This is a genomic window from Idiomarina sp. UBA4520 (assembly GCF_002388365.1).
GTDB lineage: Bacteria > Pseudomonadota > Gammaproteobacteria > Enterobacterales > Alteromonadaceae > Idiomarina > Idiomarina zobellii.
In genome coordinates this window covers 1-24,775 of the sequence record NZ_DGMK01000011.1, presented here as the reverse complement: position 1 = coordinate 24,775, position 24,775 = coordinate 1, and the positions used below count along the sequence as shown (strand labels likewise).

Sequence of the window (24,775 nt, the reverse complement as noted above, 5' to 3'; positions counted from 1 at the left end):
TGGCCTTGCCGAATCTCTTAGTCCATCTTTGACATTTTCGCATACTCATCTTCGAAGAAGAACTTCTCTTCCCCAAACGCCGGCTTAAGATGATGCAGCCATGTTGCATCCGGGTCATATTTTGCGAAGAACGGACGTTGTACCCAGTCAGGATTACGGCCCTGAATAAAGCGCAATGCAAACACTTTCTCGCCGGCAATTTCTGTCACACCCTGAACTTCGACTTTTCCTGGCCCGGCACTCATTGATGGCCCACGAACAGTACGGGCAATACCCGAAACTTGCTGGTACGCCTTTTGGAAAATTTCCCAAGTACGCTCAAGTGGTACTTCAAAGTAGCGTTTCGCGCCGGTGTCACGTTCAACGAACATGTAGTATGGAATCATGCCCAGCTGCACTTGTTTCGTCCACATGTTTGCCCAAGCGTCCGGGTCATCATTAATGTGGCGCAGTAAAGGCGCCTGACAGCGAATTTGCACGCCAGTGCTGCGTAAACGACGAATGGCTTCCTGACACACTTCAGTGCGTAGCTCATTCGGGTGGTTAAGGTGCGCCATAATGGACACATGCTTACCACCTTGGACCAAGCGTTCAAGTAGGCGTAACATTTCATCCGCATCCGGGTCGGTAATGAAGCGATACGGCCAGAAAGTCAGAGACTTAGTACCGATACGAATGGTTTTAATGTGTTCAAACTCAGGCTTCAGCAGCCCCTCAAGGTATTCCGCTAACTTACGTGTGCGCATAACCATCGGGTCGCCGCCAGTTACCAGTAAGTCTGTCACTTCTTTGTGCTGTGCCAAGTAGCGATGCAGCTGATCGGCGTCGTTAGAGTTAAACCGTGTTGCCTTGCCCACAAACTGTGCCCAACGGAAGCAGAAAGTACAGTAAGAATGGCAGTATTGCCCCTGCGCAGGGAAAAACAGAACCGTTTCACGGTATTTGTGCTGCATGCCCGGTAATGGCTCGCCATCCACATGAGGCACGTTCATCTGCATTTGTCCGGCCGGGTGCGGGTTCATTTCCTCACGTAACTGTGTTGCCAGGTCAAACACTTCATTCGTTGTGTGTTTACCCGACATTAAGTCAGCCATGCGCTGAAACGCAGACGGCTCAAGCATGTCTTTTTGTGGGAAAGTTAGCTGAAACAGCGGATCGTTGGGTACATTCTCCCAATCAATAAGCTCGTTAAACACGTATTCATTGACCCGAAATGGCAGTACGTTGGCAACGACTTTCATTTCAAAACGCATATCAGCAGGCACTTTGTTCAATGCTTCTATTTTATCAAGCTGTCGGTGCTGATAGACCTTGAATCGACGAGGTTTAATGATGGGTTGTTGTACGTTAACTACTTGCTGCATAAGCCTCTCTGTAATTATCTGCAGTAAGTGACAGACACTCACTGAAAATGAAATCGGCCTTGTCGCTATGGGTGGCCAGCGAAATGCGACGTAGTATAAATAAATTGAAGGGCAGTTGCACGTTTTCTAAGGAATAAAAAGCAACGTACACGAACTAATTGTCGGTATCTTCGGGAAAATTATTGAATTTCGAGCAATAAAAAAGGCGCTCATCGAGCGCCTTTGTAAACGGTAGTTAGCCTTACTTTTTGATTGGGCTAAATTCACGCTGTGTGTAGCCAGTGTACAACTGACGAGGACGACCAATTTTCTGGTTCGCTTCGCCCATCATTTCGTGCCAGTGAGACACCCAGCCAACGGTACGTGACAGTGCAAAGATAACGGTAAACATATTCGTTGGAATACCGATAGCTTTCAGTACGATACCTGAGTAGAAGTCGACGTTCGGGAAGAGTTTCTTCTCAACGAAATAGTCGTCTTCAAGCGCAATGCGCTCCAGCTCCATTGCAACGTCCAGTAAAGGATCATCACGGTTAAGCTCTTTCAGTACTTCGTGGCAAGACTCACGCATAACAGTTGCGCGTGGATCCATGTTTTTGTAAACACGGTGACCAAAGCCCATCAGACGGAATGGGTCATTTTTGTCTTTTGCTTTTTCGATGTACTTAGGAATGTTCTCAACAGAGCCAATTTCAGCCAGCATACGCAAGCACGCTTCGTTAGCACCACCGTGAGCCGGCCCCCACAATGACGCAACACCCGCTGCGATACACGCATATGGGTTTGCACCTGAAGAGCCTGCTAAACGCACAGTAGAGGTTGATGCGTTTTGTTCGTGGTCTGCGTGCAACGTGAAGATACGATCCATAGCACGAGCAACCGCCGGGCTAATTTCGTAGTCTTCAGCAGGTACAGAGAACATCATGTTTAAGAAGTTTTCTGCGTAGCCTAAGTCGTTACGTGGGTAGACGAACGGTTGGCCGATGCTGAATTTGTAAGCCATTGCTGCAATCGTTGGGATTTTAGCAATTAAGCGATACGCACTGCGCAGACGCTGGTTTTCATCATGAATGTCTAAGTCATCGTGGTAGAACGAAGACAAAGCACCCGTGACAGCACATAGCATTGCCATTGGGTGTGCGTCGCGGCGGAATCCGTTAAAGAAGTTGTGGATTCCCTGATGCACCATTGTATGTTTAGTAATAGTGCTCTTGAAATCTTGGTACTGTTCTTCAGTTGGCGCTTCGCCGTGCAACAACATATAGCAAACTTCTAAATAGTCTGCTTTTGTTGCAAGCTCACCGATAGGGTAACCGCGGTGTAAAAGCACACCGTTTTCGCCATCGATGTAGGTGATAGCCGACTCGCAAGAGCCCGTAGCCAGGAACCCTGGGTCAAAAGTGAAGTAACCATGTTTTCCCAGTGTTCGGACGTCAACTACATCCTTACCTGCCGCCGGTGAAAGTACTGGCAGTTCAATGGATTGGCCGTCAATCTGTAAAGTGGCTTTACGATCAGCCATAAGGAAATCTCCTCACTGTTTACTTTGAAAAAGTGGGCTAATTTAACTCGATCATGCCCGTAAATGTCAATTTAATTCGCAGAACGTGAACTAATTCTAGCAAAGTATACGTAGTGAAGATGAAGAAAAGATTACTCATTTTTGAGTTAAGTTAGACTTTAGTCGCATGACTAAACAGTTCACTTATCGAATCGTTGTTTTGTCGTTGTAAAATGTGGCTTGGGTCGATATACTCTTTCACCGTATTTGTGACAAATATCTTGTTACACACACGTGAAAGACATTTCTTTTGTGCTTTATTAAAAGGCAATCTATCGTGAAAAAAGAAAGACCTGTTAATTTAGACTTATCAACTATTAAATTTCCTGCCGCTGCCAAAGCATCTATTTTGCACCGTATCTCAGGTGTCGTAATGCTGGTGTCTCTTGCTTTCCTTATTTGGGCTTTTGCTGTTTCCCTTAGTGGACCAGAAGGCTTTGCTCAAATCGAAAACCTGATGACCAGCTTTATCGCTAAATTTATTGGCTGGGGTATTTTGACAGCGCTAGGATTTCACTTAATTATTGGCCTGCGTCACTTAGTCATGGACATGGGCTACTGGGAAGAGCTCGATTCGGGAAGAACCAGCGCGGTTATTTCAATTGTGCTTTCTATTCTTCTTTCCGTGCTAGTAGGAGTTTGGCTATGGTAACAGCAGCAGCTACTTTCGGACGCAGCGGTTCGCACGACTTTATCCTTCTTCGTGCCAGCGCTATCGTTATTTGTTTATACGCATTATTCATGGCGGGCTTTTTCATTTCTACGCCAGATGTCACCTATGAAGTTTGGAGTGGGTTATTTGCTAACATCTGGATGAAAGTGGCCACTATGCTGGTTCTGACAGCCGTTCTTATCCACGGTTGGATTGGCATTTGGCAGGTACTGACTGACTACGTTAAAGCCGCTGGCTTACGTGCTTTCATTCAGCTGGTTTTCAGCGTTGGTCTCATCGCTGTTTGGCTCACTGGCTTATTCGTACTGTGGGGTGTTTAAGTGAACGTTAAAACTTTAGAATTTGATGCAGTGGTGATTGGTGCTGGCGGTGCCGGCATGCGAGCAGCGCTGCAAATTTCCCAAGAGGGAATGAGCTGTGCGTTGATGTCGAAAGTGTTTCCAACGCGCTCTCACACGGTTTCTGCACAAGGTGGTATTACCGTTGCTTTAGGTAATGCACACGAAGATGACTGGCAATGGCACATGTTCGACACCGTAAAAGGGTCGGATTACATTGGTGACCAGGACGCTATCGAATACATGTGTAAAGCAGGTCCGGAAGCTATTCTGGAACTGGAAAACATGGGCTTGCCTTTCTCACGTTTTGAGAACGGTAAAGTTTACCAGCGTCCATTTGGTGGTCAGTCAAAAGAGTTCGGTGGCGAGCAAGCCGCTCGTACCGCAGCAGCTGCTGACCGTACTGGTCACGCGCTTCTGCATTTGCTGTATCAGCAAAACGTTAAGAACAAAACTACCGTGTTCTCTGAGTGGTATGCACTTGATCTCGTGAAGAACCAAGACGGTGCTATCACGGGTGTAACAACTCTGAACATGGAAACCGGCGAAGTTTATTACGTGAAAGCCAAAGCGGTTGTCTTAGCAACTGGTGGTGCTGGTCGTATCTACGCTTCAACCACGAACGCACACATCAATACCGGTGACGGTGTTGGCATGGCGTTACGTGCCGGTGTTCCTGTACAAGACATGGAAATGTGGCAGTTCCACCCAACCGGTATTGCCGGTTCAGGTTGCTTGGTAACTGAAGGTTGCCGTGGTGAAGGTGGTTACCTGTTAAACAAAGACGGCGAACGTTTCATGGAGCGTTATGCACCAAACGCAAAAGACTTAGCGTCGCGTGACGTTGTTGCCCGCTCAATGATGACCGAAATTCGTGAAGGCCGTGGTTGTGAAGGTCCTTGGGGTACACACCTTAAGTTGAAACTGGACCACTTAGGCAAAGAAACGCTGGAAAGCCGTTTGCCAGGCGTTTGTGACTTGTCTCGTACCTTTGCTCACGTTGACCCGGTTAAAGAACCTATTCCGGTTATTCCAACCTGTCACTACATGATGGGTGGTATCCCAACCGACGTTAACGGTCAGGCTCTGACTGTTGATGACAAAGGTGAAAGTAAACCAGTACCAGGTCTGTTTGCTTGTGGCGAAATTGCCTGTGTATCTGTTCACGGTGCAAACCGCTTGGGCGGTAACTCACTGCTTGACCTTGTCGTATTTGGTCGTGCGACCGGTATGCACTTAGGTGAAACCTTAGCGGCTAACAGTGAAGCGCGTGAATCTTCAGCATCTGATGTTGAAGCGGCAATGGCTCGCTACAACCGTTGGGAAAACACACAGAAAGGTGAAGATCCAGCGCAAATTAAGAAAGACCTGCAAAACTGCATGCAGATGAACTTCTCGGTATTCCGTGAAGGCGACGCAATGGCAGAAGGTCTGAAAGAATTGAAAGAAATTCGTGAGCGCTTGAAGCATGCACGTTTAGACGACACCTCGAAAGAGTTCAATACTCAGCGTGTTGAGTGTATGGAACTTGATAACTTAATGGAAACGGCATACTCAACTGCGGTTGCAGCAAACTTCCGTACTGAAAGCCGTGGCGCGCACAGCCGTGCTGACTATCCTGACCGTGACGACGAAAAATGGTTGGTTCACTCTGTTTACCGTCCAGAATCTGAAGACATGGTTACTCGTCAGGTTAATATGGCACCGAAACTGCGCGAAGCTTTCCCTCCGAAAGCTCGTACGTACTAATTAAGGGGTTACAGCGATGAAAACATTGAATATTTCGATTTATCGTTACAACCCGGATGTTGATGACGCACCTTACATGAAGGACTACACCCTAGAGGTGGAAGAAAACCAAGACATGATGGTGCTGGACTTGCTTATCAAATTGAAAGAGCAAGATCCGTCGTTGGCGTTCCGGCGTTCATGCCGTGAAGGCGTTTGTGGCTCTGACGGCCTCAATATCAATGGTAAAAATGGGTTGGCGTGCATTACGCCAACATCAGCATTGAAAGGCAGCAAAATTGTCATTCGTCCATTGCCAGGCTTACCGGTTATTCGTGACCTTATTGTTGATATGAGCCAGTTCTATCAGCAGTATGAAAAGATTAAGCCGTACCTGATTAACGACGAAAAAACGCCGCCGGCGCGTGAGCGTCTGCAGTCTCCTGAAGAGCGTGCTAAGCTTGATGGACTGTATGAATGTATTTTATGTGCATGTTGTTCAACATCATGCCCGTCGTTCTGGTGGAACCCTGACAAGTTCATTGGTCCTGCTGGCCTGTTGCACGCGTATCGTTTCTTAATCGATAGCCGTGACACAGCAACCGACGAGCGTTTGGATGATTTAGACGATGCATTCAGTGTGTTCCGTTGCCACGGCATTATGAACTGCGTCAATGTTTGTCCAAAAGGGTTGAACCCAACTAAGGCTATTGGCCACATTAAATCGATGCTGTTGAATCGCGCGGTTTAAAAACCAACGGCGCGTCAATTTGAACGGTTTATGTTGTGGATAGCCATCCCACAAAGGATGGCTATTTTTTTATAAAATCGGTTTACATATTTAGGTGAAGGAAACGCAATGCAAGACGGTGTAATGCGTGAATGGCTAGAAACTTCGCATCTAGCCGGTGGGAACGTTGCCTACATTGAGCAAATGTTTGAGGCGTATCTGGATGATCCGACCGCTGTCAGCGATGAATGGCGTAAGGTCTTCGATGCTCTGCCAAGCGATGGTCAGGTAACAGATACCAAAATGAGCGATGTTCGCGAACAGTTTCGCGAAGCGGCGAAGAACAAACTCAAACAGTCTGGTGGCGGCAGTTCAGCCAGCGACCAAAAGCAGGTTAAAGTCTTACAGCTGATTAACGCCTACCGTTTTCGTGGCCACCAACACGCTAACTTAGATCCGCTTGGATTGTGGAAACAAGACACGGTTCCTGACCTTTCTCTCGACTTTCATGAGCTTTCCAAAGACGACTTAGATCGCGAGTTCAACGTGGGTTCGCTAGCCGTAGGCAGCGAAACCATGAAGTTAAAAGAGATTCACCAAGCGCTGGAAAACATTTACTGCGGTTCTATTGGTGCCGAGTACATGCACATCGTTTCTACTGAAGAGAAACGTTGGATTCAGCAGCGTTTAGAGGGCTCTTTAGGTAAAGCGAAGTTCGACAAAGAGCAACAAACCAAAATTCTGCGTGAGCTGATTTCTGCTGACGGTCTGGAAAAATACTTAGGCTCAAAATTCCCGGGCGCTAAGCGTTTTTCATTAGAAGGCGGCGACAGCCTGGTACCACTTCTTAAAGCGTTAATTTCTCGCTCTGGCGAGCAAGGCGCAAAAGAGGTGGTTATTGGTATGGCTCACCGCGGACGTTTGAACGTTTTAGTGAACGTCTTAGGTAAGAAACCACAAGACCTATTTGACGAGTTTGCGGGTAAGCACGGCGAAAGCAAGGGCTCTGGTGACGTTAAGTATCACATGGGCTTTTCGTCAGACTTCGCTACGCCGGGCGGCGATGTGCACTTAGCATTAGCCTTTAACCCGTCTCACTTAGAAATTGTAAACCCAGTTGTTATGGGCTCGGTACGTGCTCGCATGGATCGCTTGGGTGACAAGGTTGGTGAGAAAGTTCTTCCAATTACTATCCACGGCGACTCGGCTATTGCCGGTCAGGGCGTAGTACAAGAAACGTTTAACATGTCGCAGACCCGAGCGTATCAGGTTGGCGGTTCAGTACGTATTGTTGTGAACAACCAAGTCGGCTTCACCACGTCGAAGCAAGAAGATGCGCGTTCAACTCAGTACTGTACTGATATTGCGAAAATGGTGCAGGCGCCAATTTTCCACGTAAATGCAGACGACCCGGAAGCGGTTGTTTTCGTTACGCAATTAGCGCTCGATTATCGTAATACCTTTAAGCGTGACGTAGTTATCGACCTAGTTTGTTATCGCCGTCACGGCCATAACGAAGCGGACGAGCCAAGTGCGACGCAGCCGTTGATGTACGCAAAAGTTAAGAAACATCCAGTGGCGCGCGAGCTGTATACAAAACGCTTAAACGAGTCAGGCGCTGTCAGTGAAGACGACGCTAAGCAGTGGATACAAGATTATCGCGATGCATTGGATAAGGGTGAAGTGGTTGTCGAAGAACACCGTCCAATGCGTCAGCATTCAGTTGACTGGTCACCGTACATTGGTAATGACTGGGACGTTGAGTACGACTACAAAGTATCAGCGAAGAAGTTAAAAGAGCTGGCGGATAAAATCTCTTCGTATCCGGAAGAACATAAGCTGAACTCGCGTGTTGCTAAGGTCTACCAAGAGCGCCAGAAAATGGCGAAAGGTGACAAAGCCTTGGACTGGGGCTTTGCAGAAAGCCTGGCTTACGCAACTTTAGTCGATCAAGACGTCCATATTCGTTTAACCGGTCAGGATTCAGGCCGCGGTACGTTCTTCCACCGTCATGCAGTATTGCATAACCAGGACGACGCTAGCGTCTACATGCCTCTGAACAATATCAGACAAGATCAGGGCCAAATCGAAATTTATGACTCAGTATTGTCAGAAGCGGCAGTAGTTGCCTTTGAGTACGGTTACGCAACGGCAGAACCTAAATCACTGATTATGTGGGAAGCCCAATTCGGTGACTTTGCTAACGGCGCTCAGGTGGTTATTGACCAGTTCCTTAGTTCTGGTGAACAGAAGTGGGGCCGTTTATGTGGACTGACTCTGTTATTACCGCACGGTTACGAAGGGCAGGGGCCAGAGCACTCTTCAGCACGTCTGGAGCGCTTCTTACAGCTTTCAGCTGACCACAACTGGTCAGTGTGTGTGCCTACTACCCCGGCACAAGTATTCCATATGATTCGTCGTCAGCAATTACGTCCGGTTCGCCGTCCGTTAATTGTCATGACGCCTAAATCATTGCTGCGTCACCCTTTGGCAATTTCAGAGATGAGCGAGCTCGAAAATACCGGCTTCCAAAATGCGATTGGCGAAATCGACTCTTTGGATCCGAAAAAAGTGAAACGCGTGGTGCTATGTTCCGGTAAGGTTTATTACGACTTACTGAAAGAACGCCGCGACCGTGAACAAGACGATGTGGCTATTATTCGTATCGAGCAGTTGTATCCGTTCCCTGCGGAAGAAGTAGCCGATATCATGAAAGATTATCAACACGTCAAGGACTTTGTCTGGTGTCAGGAAGAGCCGCAGAACCAAGGTGCCTGGTATAACAGCCAGCATCATTTCTGGGCTGCGATACCTTCCGGTGCTCAATTAACTTATCGTGGTCGGGACGCATCAGCGGCTCCTGCGGTCGGTTATTTATCAGAGCACAATAAACAGCAACAAAAACTCGTTGACGAAGCGCTAACCATTAAATAGGTGAAGATGAACCATGGCGATTGATATTAAAGTTCCTCAATTACCCGAATCTGTTGCAGATGCTACCATCGCAACATGGCACGTAAAACCTGGCGATAAAGTATCGCGCGACCAAAATTTGGTGGACATCGAAACCGATAAGGTAGTGCTTGAAGTTGTCGCAGAAGCTGACGGTGTTTTAGGCGAAATTACAGCTGAAGAAGGCACTACCGTTACTGCCGACGAAGTGATTGGTAAAATCGAAGAAGGTGACGGCGCAGCAAGCTCTGACTCTAAGAAAGAAGAAAAGTCAGACGACAGCGACAAAAAAGCCGACAAGAAAGACGACAAAAAAGACTCTGGCTCTTCTGAGAAAAAAGGCTCAGGCGAAAAGATGAACGTTACCGTTCCTCAATTACCAGAGTCAGTGTCTGACGCAACCATTTCAGCCTGGCACGTTAAAGAAGGCGACGAAGTTAAGCGCGACCAGAACTTAGTCGACATTGAAACCGACAAAGTGGTTCTGGAAGTCGTTGCTCCTGCTGACGGTGTGTTGGTTAAAATTGAACACGACGAAGGCGCAACAGTTGGTGCCGACGACGTTATCGGTATTGTGGAAGCGGGTGCTTCTTCAGGCGGTAGCGCAAGCAAATCAGACGACAGCAAGTCAGAGTCTGCTGCTGAAAGCAAAGACGATGGCGGTGACAGCGAAGTGGCTGGTCCTGCGGTACGTCGTTTATTAGGTGAACACGGACTTAAGCCAAGTGATGTTAAAGGCACGGGCAAAGGCGGACGAGTCACCAAAGAAGACGTTGAAAAACACGTTAAAGCAGGCTCATCGTCTAAGTCTTCGGACAGCAGCAAGCAGCAATCTGCGCAGCCTGCAGTTTCAGGTGACCGCGACCAGAAACGTGTACCTATGACACGTTTGCGTAAACGTATCGCAGAGCGCTTGCTACAAGCGAAAAATGATACGGCTATGTTGACCACGTTCAACGAAATCAACATGAAGCCAATTATGGACCTGCGTAAGAAATATAAAGACGTCTTTGAAGAAACCCATGGCACGCGTTTAGGTTTCATGGGCTTTTATATTAAAGCAGTAACCGAAGCGCTGAAACGTTTCCCAGACGTGAATGCGTCTATCGACGGTGACGATATTGTTTACCACAACTACTTTGACGTCAGCATTGCCGTATCGACACCACGTGGTCTGGTAACACCGGTACTGCGCGACACCGACAAAATGTCAATTGCTGACATGGAAAAAGGCATTCGCGAGCTGGCTATTAAAGGTCGTGACGGCAAGTTAACACTTGATGAAATGCAAGGCGGTAACTTCACTGTCACCAATGGTGGCGTGTTTGGTTCTCTGTTATCTACACCAATTCTAAATCCACCTCAAAGCGCCATTCTGGGTATGCATAAAATCCAGGAGCGCCCAATGGTTGTCGACGGTAAGATTGAAATCTTGCCAATGATGTACTTAGCTCTTTCTTATGACCACCGTATTATCGATGGTAAAGAATCGGTTGGCTTCCTGGTCACCGTGAAAGAGCTGTTAGAAGATCCTCAACGTCTTATCCTGGATATCTAAAGACGCTGAGAACCAGCCGCAACGCTAATTTAGCTTGCGGCTGTTAATTATGCGCCGATCACGTTAAAATTCGGCGCGGTATTCGGGTAAGCAGCCTATCGCTGCTTTAGTTGTTTCAACGAATCGGAAGAGCATCATGAATTTGCATGAGTATCAGGGTAAGCAACTCTTTAAAGAGTTTGGTTTGCCAGTATCTGAAGGTTATGCCTGCGACACTGCTGATGAAGCGGTAGAAGCGGCAAAACGTATTGGTGGTGACATTTGGGTTGTCAAATGTCAGGTTCACGCTGGTGGCCGCGGTAAAGCGGGTGGCGTGAAATTAGTGAAAAGTTTAGAAGACGTTCGTGCATTCGCAGAGCAGTGGTTAGGTAAAAACTTAGTTACTTTCCAAACCGACGAGAAAGGTCAGCCGGTTGCTAAGATTTTAGTTGAAAGCTGCACTGACATTGCCGACGAACTTTATTTAGGTGCTGTTGTTGACCGTGCTTCACGCAAAATCGTGTTCATGGCGTCAACCGAAGGTGGCGTAGAGATTGAAACCGTCGCAGAAGAAACACCTGAAAAAATCTTGAAAGCTGAAATTGATCCAACAGTTGGTGCGCAGCCATATCAGGGTCGTGAATTAGGCTTTAAACTGGGTCTGACTCCAGATCAGGTAAAGCAATTCACTAAGGTTTTCTTAGGCTTGGCGAAAATGTTCGAACAGTACGACTTAGCACTGTTAGAAATTAACCCATTAGTTATCACTGACGAAGGCAACGTACACTGTCTGGATGCGAAAGTCGGCATCGACGGCAACGCTCTGTATCGTCAGCCTAAAATTCAGGAAATGCACGATCCGTCACAAGACGACGCTCGTGAAGCTGAAGCAGCTAAGTGGGAACTGAACTACGTAGCGTTAGACGGCAACATCGGTTGTATGGTTAACGGCGCAGGCTTGGCGATGGGTACTATGGACATCGTTAAACTGAGCGGCGGCGAGCCAGCTAACTTCCTTGATGTTGGTGGCGGCGCGACAAAAGAGCGTGTTTCTGAAGCGTTCAAAATCATCTTGTCTGACAGCTCTGTTAAAGCCGTATTGGTTAACATCTTCGGTGGTATCGTTCGTTGCGACATGATCGCAGAAGGTATCATTGGCGCGGTTGAAGAAGTCGGCGTTAAAGTACCAGTGGTTGTTCGCCTTGAAGGTAACAACGCTGAACTGGGTACACAGAAATTGAACGAAAGTGGCCTGAACATTATCGCTGCAGAAAGCTTGTCTGATGCTGCCGATAAAGTGGTTGCTGCGGCAGGAGGTCAATAATGAGCATTTTGATCGATAAAAACACCAAAGTAATCTGTCAGGGTTTCACTGGCGGTCAGGGTACTTTCCACTCTGAGCAAGCAATTGCTTATGGTACGCAAATGGTTGGCGGTGTAACACCTGGTAAAGGTGGTCAAGAGCACTTAGGCCTGCCTGTATTCAACACCGTAAAAGAAGCGGTAGAAGCAACTGGCGCAACTGCATCAGTTATCTACGTACCGGCTCCTTTCTGTAAAGATTCAATCATCGAAGCAGCAGACGCTGGTATCGAACTGATTGTTTGTATTACTGAAGGTATCCCTACGCTGGATATGCTTTACGTTAAAGAATACCTGACGCACAAAGGCGTGCGCATGATCGGTCCAAACTGCCCGGGTGTTATCACTCCGGACGAGTGCAAAATCGGTATCATGCCTGGCCACATCCACAAGAAAGGTAAAGTGGGTATCGTGTCACGTTCAGGTACATTGACGTACGAAGCGGTTAAGCAGACTACTGATGCAGGCTTTGGTCAGTCTAGCTGTGTTGGTATCGGTGGTGACCCTATCCCGGGCTCTAACTTCATCGATATTCTGGAACTGTTCGAAAAAGATCCAGAAACCGAAGCTATCGTAATGATCGGTGAAATCGGTGGTACAGCAGAAGAAGAAGCGGCAGAGTACATTAAAAACAATGTAACTAAGCCAGTTGTTTCTTACATTGCTGGTGTTACTGCGCCTCCGGGCAAACGTATGGGCCACGCTGGTGCCATCATTGCCGGCGGTAAAGGTACTGCTGACGAGAAATTCGCTGCACTTGAAGCAGCAGGCGTTAAAACTGTACGAAGCCTGGCCGACATCGGCAAAGCTGTTGCAGAGAAAACTGGCTGGTAATATCCCGCCAACGCTTAAACAAAACCCGGCCTTCGCGCCGGGTTTTTTGTGGCTGCTTTCTAAGGAAAAAGAGTTCGCTATCACGGAGACGCTACGAGCACATCCTTGTGGGCTTGACGAAGGCCATCCTTGGCCTTCGACACTCCGTGATAGCGAACTCTTCTTCCTTGCGCTGCCACAAAGCGATCTTCCTGGGTATTTGATGATCACCTAGTCGCATTGCTTGACCTGCAATTGACACTAAAACATGTGCACTGGAACGTTGTTGGACCAAATTTTATTGGTGTGCATGAAATGTTAGACCCTCAGGTCGACGCTGTACGTGAAATGACCGATACCATTGCAGAGCGAATTGCGACGTTAGGTGGCGTTCCTGTCGGTACGCCTAAAGCGATTGCCGACCGCCGCAGATGGGAAGACTACTCTTTAGGTAAAGGGTTAGTGACAGAGCATTTAGTAGCTCTGGACAAAGTCTACAACGGCGTCAACGGTGACCACCGGGAAGCGATGGAAGCACTGGCTGAGCTCGACCCGGTATCAGAAGACATGTTAACCGGGCAGTTAGCAGAGCTCGAGCAGTTCCAGTGGTTCGTGCGAGCGCACATAGAATCGTCCTCTGGAGAGCTGAAAAGCTAGTCTTCTTCAAAGGCTTCAACCAGCGAACGAAACTCGCGCAAGCGGGTTTTAATCGCTTTAACTTCACCTTCTGTATCACGGGTGAGTCTATTTGCACTGCGCACGTTGTCGTTAATGGACATCATGCTGTCTTTCACTTCGGAAACCGCACTGGTATGTTCTTCAGCGGCAACGGCAATTTGCGTCATTCGATCATTGATTCCCGTTACGGCTTCCGTCACTTCGTAGACCTGTTGCTCAGATTTTCGGCCTAGTTCTCCGCATTCCTCAGCCAAATCTCGTTGTTCGTACATTTTATTACGCCAAGTGGTCATTGATTGCGTCATACGGTTGACCGTCTCTTCAATTTGATCGACAGCTTGCTGTGTCTTCTGAGAAAGGGCGCGCACTTCATCGGCGACAACGGAAAATCCACGACCATGTTCACCGGCTCTGGCACTTTCAATAGCAGCATTTAATGCCAACAGGTTCGTTTGCTCAGCGATAGCATCAATCTTCTCACTGACCTCTTTTACTGAATCGGCATTACGAGAGAGTTGTTCAGTTTGCTTAGCACTCTCGTTAACGACATTCACCAACTGAGTAATTTTCTTGCTACTGTCCGCGATAAAGTCGGCTGCACTTTTTGTTTGGTCGCTAACATCATTGCACGCACTTGAAGAGTCATTTGCGTTGCGGGCAATTTCATCAACGGTCTGTCCCATTTCTTCCATAGAAGCAGCAATTTGCTCAATATCCTCAACCGTCTGTTCGGTGGCGTCGGCAGTTTTTGACGCGTTTTCAGATGTTGAATTAACGGCTTCCGCTAACACGTCGTTACCTTCCCCCAAGCGGGTGGTAAGCGCCAGCAATGATGATTCGCGTAGTGCAAGCTCATACATGGCTTTTCCCATGGGTGAACCGTCTCCAAATATGCGGTGTTGAGTTTTTGCGGTTGAACCATCGGCGTTAGCCAACTCTTTAGCCCATTTGCGCTTATTACGCCAATGATTAAAGGGCTTGGTTAACCAATTAAACCAACCGCCTTGACGCTTATAGACTCGCTTAGCTGCTTGTTCGTAGTGACTGTCGGCCTGATGCATGAGCCACTGGCTACCCGTAATTTTCCCGCGACGAAATATGCCGCGTACAATCACATCAAACCAAACGGTTCCGCGATTTGGCACAACAAAAGGCACAATGCCTCTCCACGGCATTTCACGCTTAAGTGACGTATTGACTTCTTTAATGACTTTGTTGGGTAAGGCATCATTATCAACAAGCGCATCAAGTGGCTGCTGTAGTAGATCGTCTTTTTCCTTTTGCATTAAGCCCTGAATATTATTCGGGCAATAAGAAACTCGCTGGTTCTCGTTAAGGCTAAAGACGAACAGTGTGTCTGCATTCCAGGTGAAATTGTTATTCATAGTCAGCCCCTCCACTAATGCGAAGAATATATTCGGCTAACTACTAACAGTAGAAGCTTACTGTTTTTTTTCAAATAGCATTTTGCATGTATATGGATTTGAAATAGGAAACCTACTGCAGGCTTAATTAGCCTGCAATGTCATAGAAGAGTCAAAAGTTAGTTCGCCTGATCTGACTTTGGGGTTACGTTTTAAAGCATTGACGATAGCATCTCCCCAGCGTTCGTTGGTGCGTTTAGACAATGCGATTAGTATCTCATTAGGCGTGTTGGGGTTAGCTGCCAGAGTTAAGTCGGTGCCGATCTGGCCTTCTTTGTTGTATAAGGACACCAGCGTATCAACAGGCGTTGATGGATTACCCGCCACTCTATTGTCCAGTTCGTAGCCATAGTCTATATCGGCTTTTGCAAGCTCGGTTAACCTGTGCGAAGAAGTTGTTGGATCAGCCGCAGCGATTAAAGCACTATTTAATTGCATGGCGGTATAAGTGGTGTTAGTTGCATAGCCGACAAATAAAAAAATCAATGCGGCGGTGATAACGGATTTAAACCGATGCCCTTGCGCGAGTGCTCGCATAAAATGAAAAATCGCAATCGATAAAAATAACCAGAGCACAACGTTAATGATGAGCGAGTAAACTATGACAATGCCACCTTGTGCGTCAGGTACAGTCTCGGTGACACGGGTTTGAGCTGTGTAAGTAGTGAAGGCAATGGCAAAGCTTATAAATATAGCAATTAAGCCAGCCTGCCATCGTTTGAGTTTCTTAAGAAGTATCATGTAAGTTCCTTTTATCGGTTAACAGTTCCCGGAAGTTGGCGCTGAAGCTGCTGTTATGGCAGGCATAATCACAGCAACCATAACCGCCGCTTCAATGGCCTGGACGGCTTCCTTGGCGGCTTTAGACACAAGTTCACCATTTTCCAGCTGCTTAATGCGTTGTTTGCGGTCTTTCAGCTCTTGCTTACTGAACACCTGTGGCAGTAGCTTGGCACTATTGGCTAATGCGACGGCAATAGCGATGCGAGGCTCAATATCTTCGCTATCACTGAGTACCGCATCACGCATGGCCTGACGCAATTCCTGTTCTGGTTGCGGGTTTACTTCGGGGTAAACCTGGCGTTCGAACAGCCACAACACTTTCTCTTTTTCATGAGACACAATGCCGTCATCAGCTAATGCTTGTGCAACTTTATGTTTCAGGTTCTTAATGCCGCCGAGTTTTTGCACCCAGTCCTTGAGTTTACGCGGACGTTTGGCTTCAGCGATCATCGTTAAAGCTTCATCTAACAACGCATCGCTAGTAGGGCTGTCATCGAGCACTGCAACTTTGTTTTTATTATTTTCATCAGCCTTAATTCGGCCGAGCATTAAAAGTTCAGCGGCTATAGCTCCGGCGGTGGCATACTCCACGTACATGCCGTTCATGGTGCCCTTTTCCTCGCACAATGCGAGTAGCATAATGGCTTCGTAGAGTTTTAAATTATCTGGCATGACGTACCTGTCTTTTTAGGTTTCTCTATCATTTAGTATTGATGATATTAGATACACCCTCAACAACATTTTTTAGTTGGGATTGACCATTTGAATCTTGAAAACCGTGATCAAGTCCCGGCAGCATCTTTAGTGTTATATGTTTAGCGCCATCGGAAATAATTCTGTTTATTTCCCGCCGCGTTTGCTCAGGGTCGACACTTTTATCTTCCTGTGACTGTATAACTACTACAGGTGCATCAATGCTTGTTAGAGGCTTGAGTAAGTCTCGCTCTAAGGCATCTTTCCAGTATGCGTAACCGTGTCCGCTGACGTTGGCTGGAAAAGGCTCCTGACTTTGTTTAATTCGCGCCACAAATTGTCGAAATCCGTTTAAAGCTTCATTACGTTGGTCTTCTGGTACAGTCTGTTTAATGCTGAACTCGATATCATGCTGAAAGCTGGAGGAACCCGAGTTTAACGCTAGTACGGAGTGCAAGCCCGAAACTCGTTTGGCTACCGCCAGCGCAATGGAGCCGCCTTCGCTGCCTCCCGCGACTATGACTTTGTCATAGGAGTTCTTAAAAGCGTCGATGAGTTGAACCCCGTCATTAATTCGCTGCGTCATTGTGTCGTGTTGAAGGTATTTGGTAGGGCAGTCATCTCGCTCTCCAGAGGCATAGGGTAGGCTATCATCAATGCCATACTTCTCAATCGTCAACAGAGCGGAATTAGGAGCTAGAGTTTGCCAAATAGTCGTAACTGACGTCATGTGACGAACGCTGTTACAGTCTGATCCCTGAAAAATCACCAGCAGATTATCAGCAGCGGCGTTATCTAAGTAATATCGAATTTCTGTGCCATCATCACGCAGGTATTTTTCGCCGGCTATGGCTGGAGAGGTGCTTAAGACTACTAAAATTGAAATCAGGAAAGCGATTTTCATTATTTTAAATTGTTATTGAGTATGGCTTATTAGTTGAAAACATTCGAAGAAAGTTCCGCTGACCTTTTGCTGAGATGCGTGGCTCTTAGCTAATAAATTTAGTAATTATCACTTTTAATTTGACTCCGGCAGTGGAGTAAACTCCTCAGCATCTCCTGGCACGTCAGGAAACTCCTGCTGTTGCCAGCGCTGTTTGGCCGCATCAATCAATGCTTGATCGGTTGCCACAAAGTTCCACTCCATGAAGCGAGGACCAAGCGAGGCCCCACCTACCAACACAAAGCGAGTGTTAGCCTGTGCGGTCACCTTTATACCCTGCTCTTCATTGAATATCGCCATGTGGTGGTCTGCCAAAGTAAAGTTTTCTATTTTCAGGCTGCCTGCAACGACATAAAGTGCAAGCTCTTCAACCTTGGGAAGCTCGAAACTTATGTCCTCGTTTAAATTCACTTCAACATACAGGGTTTCAGAAAATGTTTTCACCGGAGAACGTTCACCAAACGCCTCTCCAATAAGTACTTTTGCGCGCGCACCATCAAACTTCACCGTAGGCAGGTTGTCGCTATCGTAATGATGAAAGCTGGGCTCACATTGTTCATGGGCTTGCGGCAGTGCTAACCATAATTGCAAACCATGGGCGCTGTGAGGGTGTTTTGTAATTTTCTCGAGTTGTCTCTCTGAGTGAACAATGCCATGACCAGCAACCATTAAGTTTATGTCACCCGGTTGCACCGCGACATCCGTGCCTAGCGAGTCTTTATGCTGAATTTCACCCTCAAACAAATAAGTAACCGTAGCCAGCCCAATGTGTGGATGAGGGCGCACGTTAATACCGTCACCAGCGGCAAACTCAGCAGGACCCATATGATCAAAGAACACCCAGGGGCCGACTGATTTCATGCCTACCGAAGGTAATATGCGCTTTACCGTAAAACCGCCCAAGTCACGCGATTTAGGGCTAATGACGCGCTTAAGCGCATTGCACCCCGAGACAATTTGGCATTCACTTTCTAACGCTTTGGCTAAGTTACTCATTTTCGGGCTCTCCGTTTATGATTTAACTTTAGCAGAGTCTTCCAAGGTGCGCTGTTCAATTGGCTGGCCAATGAGTTTTTCAATGGCCTGCAGAAAGGGCGCGTCCTCGTCTGTAACCAAAGAAATAGCATGACCCGTTTGGCCGGCTCTGCCGGTGCGACCAATACGGTGCACGTAGTCTTCTGCGACGTGTGGGAGGTCGTAATTAATCACGTACGGCAGCTTTTCAATATCAATGCCGCGCGAGGCGATGTCGGTGGCGACAAGTACCTGCACCTTGCCACTTTTAAAGTCAGCCAATGCTTTAATGCGGGCACCCTGGCTTTTAGCGCTGTGAATAGCTGTTGCCGAGAAGCCGGCTTTATCCAGCTGTTTAACTAACCGGTTAGCGCCTTGCTTGGTGCGCGAAAACACAAGCACTTTGGGTTGCTCCAGACTTTTCAGTAGTTTTAATAGCAGCCCCAGCTTTTGGCTTTTTTGTACTTCATACACTGTTTGCTCAATAGGTTCGGCAGTGGCGTTGGGTGGTGCCACCGAAATTTCGACCGGGCTTTTCAGCAAGCCTTTAGCCAGCGCACGAATGTCGTTAGAGAAGGTTGCCGAGAACAGAAGCGTTTGGCGCTTAGCCGGCAGTAACTTAATAATGTTCTTAATGTCGTGAATAAAACCCATGTCGAGCATGCGGTCGGCTTCATCCAGCACCAGCACCTCTAACTTAGGAAAGCGAACCGCGTTCTGTTTGTACAAGTCCAGCAGGCGGCCTGGTGTCGCCACCAGAATATCCACGCCTTTGCGAAGCTTCATCATTTGCGGATTAATTTTCACACCACCAAACGCCACCGCGTAATTCAATGGCAGACCCGCACTTAAGTTCGCAACGTTTTCACCCAACTGAGCCGCTAATTCGCGAGTGGGCGTTAAAATAAGCGCTCGCGCTGTGTTTGCCTTGGCGCGCTCGTTACCTTTCAGAAGCTCTAAAATAGGCGCCGTAAAGGCCGTTGTCTTTCCCGTACCCGTTTGCGCCGCGGCCATGACATCTTTCCCTGCAAGCACCAACGGAATAGCTTCTGCCTGAATGGGGGTAGGTTCGCTATACCCCTGGCGTGAAAGGGCAGTAAGGGTTTCTGGCGATAGTTTGAGATCAGAAAAAGTCATGTGACCGTGTGCGGTTTGGTGTTTAGGCTGTGTATTGTACGTTAGATTTGGGTTATTTGGTACGGTTCCGCCGCTTATGACTGGCTGGTTGATTCAGTTGCCTGTGCACACTCTTCGGTGATGTTGCACGGTTTAGCATTGCTTTATGGAACTAACTCTTTTATCTTCAGCTATATAACAAAAAATTAAAGTATGATATTGCGCATTAGGTTGAAGGAAAGTGAGCATGCTCGAACTGCTTTCTCGGGTAAGTTTGACCTAAGAGTAAAAATAGTACTTTTTATCAGTCATTTAAGGCGGTTAGGAGTGCTGTTTTTGGGCGTTACAAAATGCGTCTGCAACATATATAATTGTTATATTTCTTAAGGAGCTTGGATGAAGTACGGAATGTTATTCACTGCTGTGTTACTTACTGGTTGCTCTTCGGTTAACTCTGAGACCGATGCTGACAGTGTGGTTCACAGTAGCTCTGAAGCAATTGATTTTATCGTGGAGCATAAAGCATCTGAAGTTGCTTTAAAGTGTCGTCCGCGTTCGAAAGAAGTTGCCAGCAAAACAGATTGGGTAAAGGAGTGCAACCGAAGGGCGTTCGATTATTTGACCGAGCAAGAGAGTAATTCAGTGGAGTTTGTCAGAGAAGTAACTGAGAAACCTTTTGGTATGGCTGCTGATTTTGCTGCGCGCTTTCTGATGCCTAATCCCGAAAACTTTGAGGAAGTAATTATAGCTCAATCTTTCGAGTATCAGCTGAATGAAATATAACAAGACGCATCAGCACGCGCCTGCGGTGCTGTGCTCGGGCATTAAGAACAAGAAAAACAATATTATGGCATCAGGCACATCAAATAAATTAACAGGGCAGGTCGGCGAACATCTGGTGTCGGCAGTACTGGGTACGTTAGGTTACTATGTTTCTCCGTACTCTGGGAATGTGCCTGGGTTTGATGTTACAGCCGTGCATTCCGAGTCATTAAAGTCATTTCCTGTTCAGGTTAAGGCGAGTACGAAGGGGGCTCTGGTTCAGTCCACAATCGATAAGTGGTGTAATCACAGTATTGATGAGAATAACTGGGAAATGCTTTCGGGTTACCAATAACCATTGCTATAAAAGGGCTTCCATGAAAGTAGTCTGTGAAACTGAACGTTTAGTTGTCCGGCAGTTTGAGTTAAGCGATGCTCCTTTTATTGTCCGCTTACTCAACGATGACTTGTTTATACGGTACATCAGCGATAAAAACATTCGTACGCAAGAAGATGCAACTAACTATCTTAAAACTGGCCCTATGGTTAGCTATAAGAAGCACGGCTTCGGTCTAAACTTGGTTTGCCTAAAAGAAACGCACACACCAATTGGCATGTGTGGCTTATTGAAACGAGACGAATTGGAAAGCCCGGATTTAGGCTACGCATTTTTGCCTGAATACAGCGGCAAAGGTTATGCGAGAAAGGCTGCGGAAAATACCTTAAAAACCGTTATGAAAACCTGTTCACTCGACAAAGTTGTTGCTGTCACCCTTCCCGACAACGTTAGATCAAATAAGCTGCTGGAAACTATTGGTTTTAGACTCAAAGAGACAATAGAATGGTACGGTTCTCAGAATAATTTATACGAATACCTAGGCTGAAAGGCGGCTTCCAATGTATGGCTCACTTTTACTACTCCACATTCTTGCGGCAACCATCTGGACAGGCGGACACATTGTTTTGGCTTTCGCTATATTACCCAGGGTCTTGAGAGAGCGCTCTCCTCAGCTACTTTTAAACTTTGAGTCCGCGTACGAAAAAATAGGCATGCCCGCACTCATTGTTCAGATCATTACCGGGGTAATGCTGGCGTACCGGCTACTGCCAGATGTCAGTCAGTGGTTCAATACCAGTAACCCCGTTGCTTACCCTATAATGGCAAAGCTGGGTTTGCTGGCACTAACAGCTGGTTTTGCTATTAGCGCAAGGTTTCGAGTCATTCCGAACCTTTCACCTGCGAACCTAAACCTCATGGCCTGGCACATTGTGTCAGTTACGGCTATTTCCATTCTATTCGTTGTTGTCGGCGTGTCGTTTCGGACTGGTTGGTTTTATTGATCTTATAGTTTCTTAATATAACCTTGGGTTGCAATATCGTTATAAAGGAGTAACTTAATTGGTGAATAATTAGCCTAACCAAGGAACGGTACGTAATGAAACTCTCCAATGTTCTGTCTACTGTTAACCAAATTGAGAAGTCTAAATTCATTAACTTTCTTGATCGCATATGCACGGAAGCCAGTTCGCACAACAAGCAAGTGGCAAAGCAGTTCAAGAACATTGACGGTGAAATCAAAAATGCGCCCAGTGGCGAAGTTACCCAACTATTCAGGCTTGCTCAGCCGCTTTTTCAAAAAGAAGTAAAGTCGCAGCTTGCGTTAAGTGGGGCTCAGGCCGCGCTTTTGGTGAATATTCTTAGTCGTGACGGCAATTGTGTGGCGCGTGTTTCCTGGATAGAGCAGCTGTACGAAAAGGAGTGGAAACAAATTGACGCTCAGGCGAAGAGCTTGAAAGCGCTTTTCGATGAAGCTGAACAAACAGAGGTTTATGACGAACCGAAACGCCTGGGCATTTACTACGCCTGTTTGCACGAAGCACTGCATAATGACGAGCGCTCGAACCGCGAAGGTAAAATTACCGATGAAGAACGCGGAATACTGAATGTGCTCGCGCATAAACTGGATGTTACTGCCGACAACCGTGTTGCCATTGAGCATTTAATCGATCCCATCCCTAAAACTGGCGTTTCTGACTGTCTGAATCAGCTCCGTGAAATAGGCATTGTTTTCGTATCTAAGAAGCATCAGACCGTCTATGTGCCCGATGAAATAGTTGCGCTGTTGCACCGAATTCAATCTAAAGAGCTTGCAGACAAGCATCTGCTACGAATTTTGCGGACATTCTCTGACGCCGAGCTCTCCAATATTCTGAAAAGCCATGACAAGCGTATTCGCGGTGTCAGTCGTGACGATAAAATTGATACCGTTTTCAAAATGGGCTTATCGGTCAGTCAAATTCTTAGTGATGACATGCACGGCGAACAGTCGGGCGTGACTGAGAAAAAAGAGCGTTTGAAAACACTTATTGATGACTTACAGCTCGCGCTCGATAAGCTTGGCACAACGCTGGAAGAGAGGTGCAACCTAATTATTGGCGCGCTGAACTCCTCTACAGAGCATGAATTTAATATTTTATCGGCAACAGGGTACAAGTCGCTGTTTTCAACGCTAAGCCAGCACCTCCCGCAATTGCCGAAAATGTTAAAGGACGAGTTCGAACTTGAGCCGAATCAGGACATAGACGTTGAGAAGCTTCGTGCTCTTGCGATAACGCCGTACGACATTCTGTTTATGCTGTCGAACGAGCAGGTAAAGAGTCTGAAGTCTGATATGGGTATAACGCGCAGAGGCGACCCACGGCAGGTGATTCTTGAAAGCTTTGCCGATGCTACAGATAAGCTTGTAGAGAATTACGAAGCCCTGGCAAGGCGCGATTTAGCAGCACTGAAGCAGAAGAATATTGAGATAGCCGAAGCTGACATCGGCATTAAGTTTGAAGAGGTCACCAAAGCCATATTCGAAGAGCTTAGCTTAACAGTTGACGAAGACTTACGACGCGACATCAATACCGCCAAAGACAAAGCTGACATCCTGCTGTCGTTGAGTGAAGACGATATTATTATCGGTGAAGCGAAAACCTCGAAGAAAGGGGACTTTGCGAAGTACTCAACGACCTCCCGCCAAGTGAAAGCTTATGTCACACGCTGTGAAGGTGCCGGTAAGCGAGTCGCACAAGTACTCATTGTCGCGCCAAGTTTTTCTAATGACTTTGTTGAGTCGGCTGAAATGGATACCGAAGTGAACATTTCACTGTTGGAAGCCGCTGGCCTGAAGAAAATACTGGAAGCTTATAAGTCGCGCAGAAACCCTAAATTCTCAGCCAAACTGTTTACCAAAGGCGGGCTTTTGAAAGCGGACTTGATTGCTAAGAATATTTAATAGGTGATTGGAGCCAGTTACACAAGTCGATTGATCGCGGTACTTCCGAATTAAGCAAGCAGTGTCAAAGATTTATTATGACGCTAAGAGTATATAAATTTGGTTCTTCTAGGCCGGCTAGGGCCTAGTGAAGGCACAATGCATAGTGAATTAGATAAGGAATTAGATCATGCAAAGCACCATAAAAGTTATGCTTGTTGTTTTGTTAATAATGGCAGCAACAGGATGCGCTGCAAGTAGAGATATTTTAGATATTAAGAACAACGCGTCGGTCAACCCTGTTGAAGGCAAGGCGATAAAGTTTGTAAGGGTGAGCGACAACAGAGACTTTCAAATAGAGCCAAGGCAAGCGGATATACCTTCGCTTAAAAATAGCGAAATACATGATGCTGAGATTACGTCTAGAGCAATAGCAAGAAAGCGGGATGCTCATGGCATGGCATGGGGCGATATATTGTTGCCAGAGGGTAAGACGGTGAAGGGGGTAGTGAAGAACCGTTTGTCAGAAGGCTTTAGAGCGAGTAATTACCGCGTATTGTCCGTTGAAGACGAGGGGTACGAACAAGCGATTCCTGTTGATATTGATATCGAAAAGTTCTGGGGTTGGGTCAGTCCTGGGTTTTGGTCTATTGGATTAAACTTCCAAACGTCCATTATTGTAAGTGCCCCTACAGGTATTTTTTCAGAAGGACTGAAGTTTGATAGTGAAGTTCAAAAAAGATACCAGACTGGGGTCATTGGAAACTGGGAAGCTGTTATAGAGCTATCGTTAGCGGAGCTAAGAGAAGACATTAAAACAAAGATTCAACCTACCCACGTTTCAAAAAACTCGAGGCAAAGCGATGACTAAGCGATTTGGTTGTTAAAGCGTAATATTGCGCAGGTAGAAGGCAAAGAAATGACATTGTCACTGCCTAGTATGGCTCTAAAAGAATGTTCAAATTATTAGAACACAGTTCACGAATACCATCAGGGGCCGTCGAGTAATCGGCATTGGGATCGGTAGTGTTCAGAATTCTGTGT

22 protein-coding genes and 1 pseudogene are annotated in these 24,775 nt (G+C 46.9%); 15 read left to right on the top strand and 8 right to left on the bottom strand.

Translation table 11 applies throughout. The annotated features are described in order from the left end of the window. Positions 1-17: 17 nt before the first annotated feature. Together B3850_RS03790 and gltA are read right to left on the bottom strand one after the other, a co-directional pair. Positions 18-1,364, bottom strand: coding sequence for a KamA family radical SAM protein (locus B3850_RS03790; protein WP_286911408.1), 1,347 nt, complete (start codon positions 1,362-1,364; stop codon positions 18-20). Between the two features lie 241 nt (positions 1,365-1,605). Next, positions 1,606-2,886 (bottom strand): citrate synthase, encoded by a 1,281-nt coding sequence (gltA, locus tag B3850_RS03785; RefSeq protein WP_058578961.1) that lies wholly within the window; start codon positions 2,884-2,886, stop codon positions 1,606-1,608. Between the two features lie 316 nt (positions 2,887-3,202). Here gltA and sdhC point away from each other — a divergent pair, with 316 nt between their 5' ends. The 9 genes and pseudogenes from sdhC to B3850_RS03740 form a co-directional block, all read left to right on the top strand. Next, positions 3,203-3,577 (top strand): succinate dehydrogenase, cytochrome b556 subunit, encoded by a 375-nt coding sequence (gene sdhC / locus B3850_RS03780; RefSeq protein WP_058578962.1) that lies wholly within the window; start codon positions 3,203-3,205, stop codon positions 3,575-3,577. Beyond that, complete coding sequence (gene sdhD, locus B3850_RS03775) at positions 3,571-3,918, top strand: succinate dehydrogenase, hydrophobic membrane anchor protein (RefSeq protein WP_053952372.1); 348 nt, start codon at positions 3,571-3,573, stop codon at positions 3,916-3,918. Before sdhC ends, sdhD begins: the two co-directional genes overlap by 7 nt. Continuing rightward, positions 3,919-5,685, top strand: coding sequence for a succinate dehydrogenase flavoprotein subunit (sdhA, locus tag B3850_RS03770; protein WP_273269676.1), 1,767 nt, complete (start codon positions 3,919-3,921; stop codon positions 5,683-5,685). 16 nt (positions 5,686-5,701) lie between these two features. Continuing rightward, a complete protein-coding gene (locus B3850_RS03765) occupies positions 5,702-6,415 on the top strand; it encodes a succinate dehydrogenase iron-sulfur subunit (protein WP_058578964.1) in 714 nt (237 codons plus the stop codon). Positions 6,416-6,523: 108 nt separating this feature from the next. Further along, positions 6,524-9,328 (top strand): 2-oxoglutarate dehydrogenase E1 component, encoded by a 2,805-nt coding sequence (sucA, locus tag B3850_RS03760; RefSeq protein WP_286911407.1) that lies wholly within the window; start codon positions 6,524-6,526, stop codon positions 9,326-9,328. 13 nt (positions 9,329-9,341) lie between these two features. Beyond that, positions 9,342-10,904, top strand: a complete 1,563-nt coding sequence (gene odhB, locus B3850_RS03755) for a 2-oxoglutarate dehydrogenase complex dihydrolipoyllysine-residue succinyltransferase (RefSeq protein ID WP_058578966.1) — start codon at positions 9,342-9,344, stop codon at positions 10,902-10,904. Between the two features lie 136 nt (positions 10,905-11,040). Then, the gene (sucC, locus tag B3850_RS03750; RefSeq protein WP_058578967.1) at positions 11,041-12,207 is read left to right on the top strand and encodes an ADP-forming succinate--CoA ligase subunit beta; all 1,167 of its coding nucleotides are present in this window, start codon (positions 11,041-11,043) and stop codon (positions 12,205-12,207) included. Next, positions 12,207-13,079: a succinate--CoA ligase subunit alpha gene (sucD, locus tag B3850_RS03745; protein ID WP_100691921.1), complete on the top strand. Its 873-nt coding sequence runs from the start codon at positions 12,207-12,209 to the stop codon at positions 13,077-13,079. The genes sucC and sucD overlap by 1 nt, the downstream gene beginning before the upstream one ends. 201 nt (positions 13,080-13,280) lie before the next feature. Beyond that, positions 13,281-13,715 (top strand): annotated as a pseudogene (locus B3850_RS03740) (Dps family protein); the annotation flags it as partial. Here B3850_RS03740 and B3850_RS03735 read toward each other — a convergent pair. The 6 genes from B3850_RS03735 to B3850_RS03710 all read right to left on the bottom strand — a co-directional run bounded on the left by B3850_RS03735 (position 13,712) and on the right by B3850_RS03710 (position 19,730). Beyond that, on the bottom strand, positions 13,712-15,121 hold the full coding sequence (locus B3850_RS03735) for a methyl-accepting chemotaxis protein (protein WP_286872593.1): 1,410 nt from the start codon (positions 15,119-15,121) through the stop codon (positions 13,712-13,714). The pseudogene B3850_RS03740 and the gene B3850_RS03735 overlap by 4 nt on opposite strands. Before the next feature lie 123 nt (positions 15,122-15,244). After that, positions 15,245-15,901: a hypothetical protein gene (locus B3850_RS03730; protein WP_286911406.1), complete on the bottom strand. Its 657-nt coding sequence runs from the start codon at positions 15,899-15,901 to the stop codon at positions 15,245-15,247. Between the two features lie 18 nt (positions 15,902-15,919). Further along, entirely contained in the window at positions 15,920-16,615 is a 696-nt protein-coding gene (locus B3850_RS03725; RefSeq protein WP_286872589.1) for a GOLPH3/VPS74 family protein, read from the bottom strand. 28 nt (positions 16,616-16,643) lie between these two features. Next, positions 16,644-17,540 carry an alpha/beta fold hydrolase gene (locus B3850_RS03720; RefSeq protein WP_286872587.1) on the bottom strand — a complete coding sequence of 299 codons (897 nt, stop codon included), beginning with the start codon at positions 17,538-17,540 and terminating at the stop codon, positions 16,644-16,646. 114 nt (positions 17,541-17,654) lie between these two features. After that, entirely contained in the window at positions 17,655-18,575 is a 921-nt protein-coding gene (locus B3850_RS03715; RefSeq protein WP_286872585.1) for a pirin family protein, read from the bottom strand. Positions 18,576-18,590: 15 nt separating this feature from the next. Next, positions 18,591-19,730 (bottom strand): DEAD/DEAH box helicase, encoded by a 1,140-nt coding sequence (locus tag B3850_RS03710; protein ID WP_286872584.1) that lies wholly within the window; start codon positions 19,728-19,730, stop codon positions 18,591-18,593. 375 nt (positions 19,731-20,105) lie between these two features. Between B3850_RS03710 and B3850_RS03705 the strand changes: the two genes are divergently transcribed. The 6 genes from B3850_RS03705 to B3850_RS03680 all read left to right on the top strand — a co-directional run bounded on the left by B3850_RS03705 (position 20,106) and on the right by B3850_RS03680 (position 24,602). Then, positions 20,106-20,492 carry a hypothetical protein gene (locus B3850_RS03705; protein WP_286911404.1) on the top strand — a complete coding sequence of 129 codons (387 nt, stop codon included), beginning with the start codon at positions 20,106-20,108 and terminating at the stop codon, positions 20,490-20,492. Beyond that, the gene (locus B3850_RS03700; protein WP_286872581.1) at positions 20,482-20,826 is read left to right on the top strand and encodes a hypothetical protein; all 345 of its coding nucleotides are present in this window, start codon (positions 20,482-20,484) and stop codon (positions 20,824-20,826) included. The genes B3850_RS03705 and B3850_RS03700 overlap by 11 nt, the downstream gene beginning before the upstream one ends. 22 nt (positions 20,827-20,848) lie before the next feature. After that, positions 20,849-21,355 (top strand): GNAT family N-acetyltransferase, encoded by a 507-nt coding sequence (locus B3850_RS03695; protein WP_286872578.1) that lies wholly within the window; start codon positions 20,849-20,851, stop codon positions 21,353-21,355. A gap of 13 nt (positions 21,356-21,368) precedes the next feature. Then, positions 21,369-21,812 (top strand): CopD family protein, encoded by a 444-nt coding sequence (locus B3850_RS03690; RefSeq protein ID WP_286872575.1) that lies wholly within the window; start codon positions 21,369-21,371, stop codon positions 21,810-21,812. 95 nt (positions 21,813-21,907) lie between these two features. Then, positions 21,908-23,752, top strand: a complete 1,845-nt coding sequence (locus tag B3850_RS03685; RefSeq protein ID WP_286872574.1) for a hypothetical protein — start codon at positions 21,908-21,910, stop codon at positions 23,750-23,752. 169 nt (positions 23,753-23,921) lie between these two features. After that, positions 23,922-24,602: a hypothetical protein gene (locus B3850_RS03680; protein ID WP_286872573.1), complete on the top strand. Its 681-nt coding sequence runs from the start codon at positions 23,922-23,924 to the stop codon at positions 24,600-24,602. Positions 24,603-24,775: the final 173 nt, after the last annotated feature.

Excerpts from the sequence above, each read along its gene's own strand:
- B3850_RS03790 (WP_286911408.1), bottom strand. The coding sequence starts at position 1,364 with ATGCAGCAAGTAGTTAACGTACAACAACCCATCATTAAACCTCGTCGA.
- gltA (WP_058578961.1), bottom strand. The coding sequence starts at position 2,886 with ATGGCTGATCGTAAAGCCACTTTACAGATTGACGGCCAATCCATTGAA.
- sdhD (WP_053952372.1), top strand. The coding sequence starts at position 3,571 with ATGGTAACAGCAGCAGCTACTTTCGGACGCAGCGGTTCGCACGACTTT.
- B3850_RS03765 (WP_058578964.1), top strand. The coding sequence starts at position 5,702 with ATGAAAACATTGAATATTTCGATTTATCGTTACAACCCGGATGTTGAT.
- sucA (WP_286911407.1), top strand. The coding sequence starts at position 6,524 with ATGCAAGACGGTGTAATGCGTGAATGGCTAGAAACTTCGCATCTAGCC.
- odhB (WP_058578966.1), top strand. The coding sequence starts at position 9,342 with ATGGCGATTGATATTAAAGTTCCTCAATTACCCGAATCTGTTGCAGAT.
- sucC (WP_058578967.1), top strand. The coding sequence starts at position 11,041 with ATGAATTTGCATGAGTATCAGGGTAAGCAACTCTTTAAAGAGTTTGGT.
- sucD (WP_100691921.1), top strand. The coding sequence starts at position 12,207 with ATGAGCATTTTGATCGATAAAAACACCAAAGTAATCTGTCAGGGTTTC.
- B3850_RS03735 (WP_286872593.1), bottom strand. The coding sequence starts at position 15,121 with ATGAATAACAATTTCACCTGGAATGCAGACACACTGTTCGTCTTTAGC.
- B3850_RS03730 (WP_286911406.1), bottom strand. The coding sequence starts at position 15,901 with ATGATACTTCTTAAGAAACTCAAACGATGGCAGGCTGGCTTAATTGCT.
- B3850_RS03725 (WP_286872589.1), bottom strand. The coding sequence starts at position 16,615 with ATGCCAGATAATTTAAAACTCTACGAAGCCATTATGCTACTCGCATTG.
- B3850_RS03720 (WP_286872587.1), bottom strand. The coding sequence starts at position 17,540 with ATGAAAATCGCTTTCCTGATTTCAATTTTAGTAGTCTTAAGCACCTCT.
- B3850_RS03715 (WP_286872585.1), bottom strand. The coding sequence starts at position 18,575 with ATGAGTAACTTAGCCAAAGCGTTAGAAAGTGAATGCCAAATTGTCTCG.
- B3850_RS03710 (WP_286872584.1), bottom strand. The coding sequence starts at position 19,730 with ATGACTTTTTCTGATCTCAAACTATCGCCAGAAACCCTTACTGCCCTT.
- B3850_RS03705 (WP_286911404.1), top strand. The coding sequence starts at position 20,106 with ATGAAGTACGGAATGTTATTCACTGCTGTGTTACTTACTGGTTGCTCT.
- B3850_RS03700 (WP_286872581.1), top strand. The coding sequence starts at position 20,482 with ATGAAATATAACAAGACGCATCAGCACGCGCCTGCGGTGCTGTGCTCG.
- B3850_RS03695 (WP_286872578.1), top strand. The coding sequence starts at position 20,849 with ATGAAAGTAGTCTGTGAAACTGAACGTTTAGTTGTCCGGCAGTTTGAG.
- B3850_RS03690 (WP_286872575.1), top strand. The coding sequence starts at position 21,369 with ATGTATGGCTCACTTTTACTACTCCACATTCTTGCGGCAACCATCTGG.
- B3850_RS03685 (WP_286872574.1), top strand. The coding sequence starts at position 21,908 with ATGAAACTCTCCAATGTTCTGTCTACTGTTAACCAAATTGAGAAGTCT.
- B3850_RS03680 (WP_286872573.1), top strand. The coding sequence starts at position 23,922 with ATGCAAAGCACCATAAAAGTTATGCTTGTTGTTTTGTTAATAATGGCA.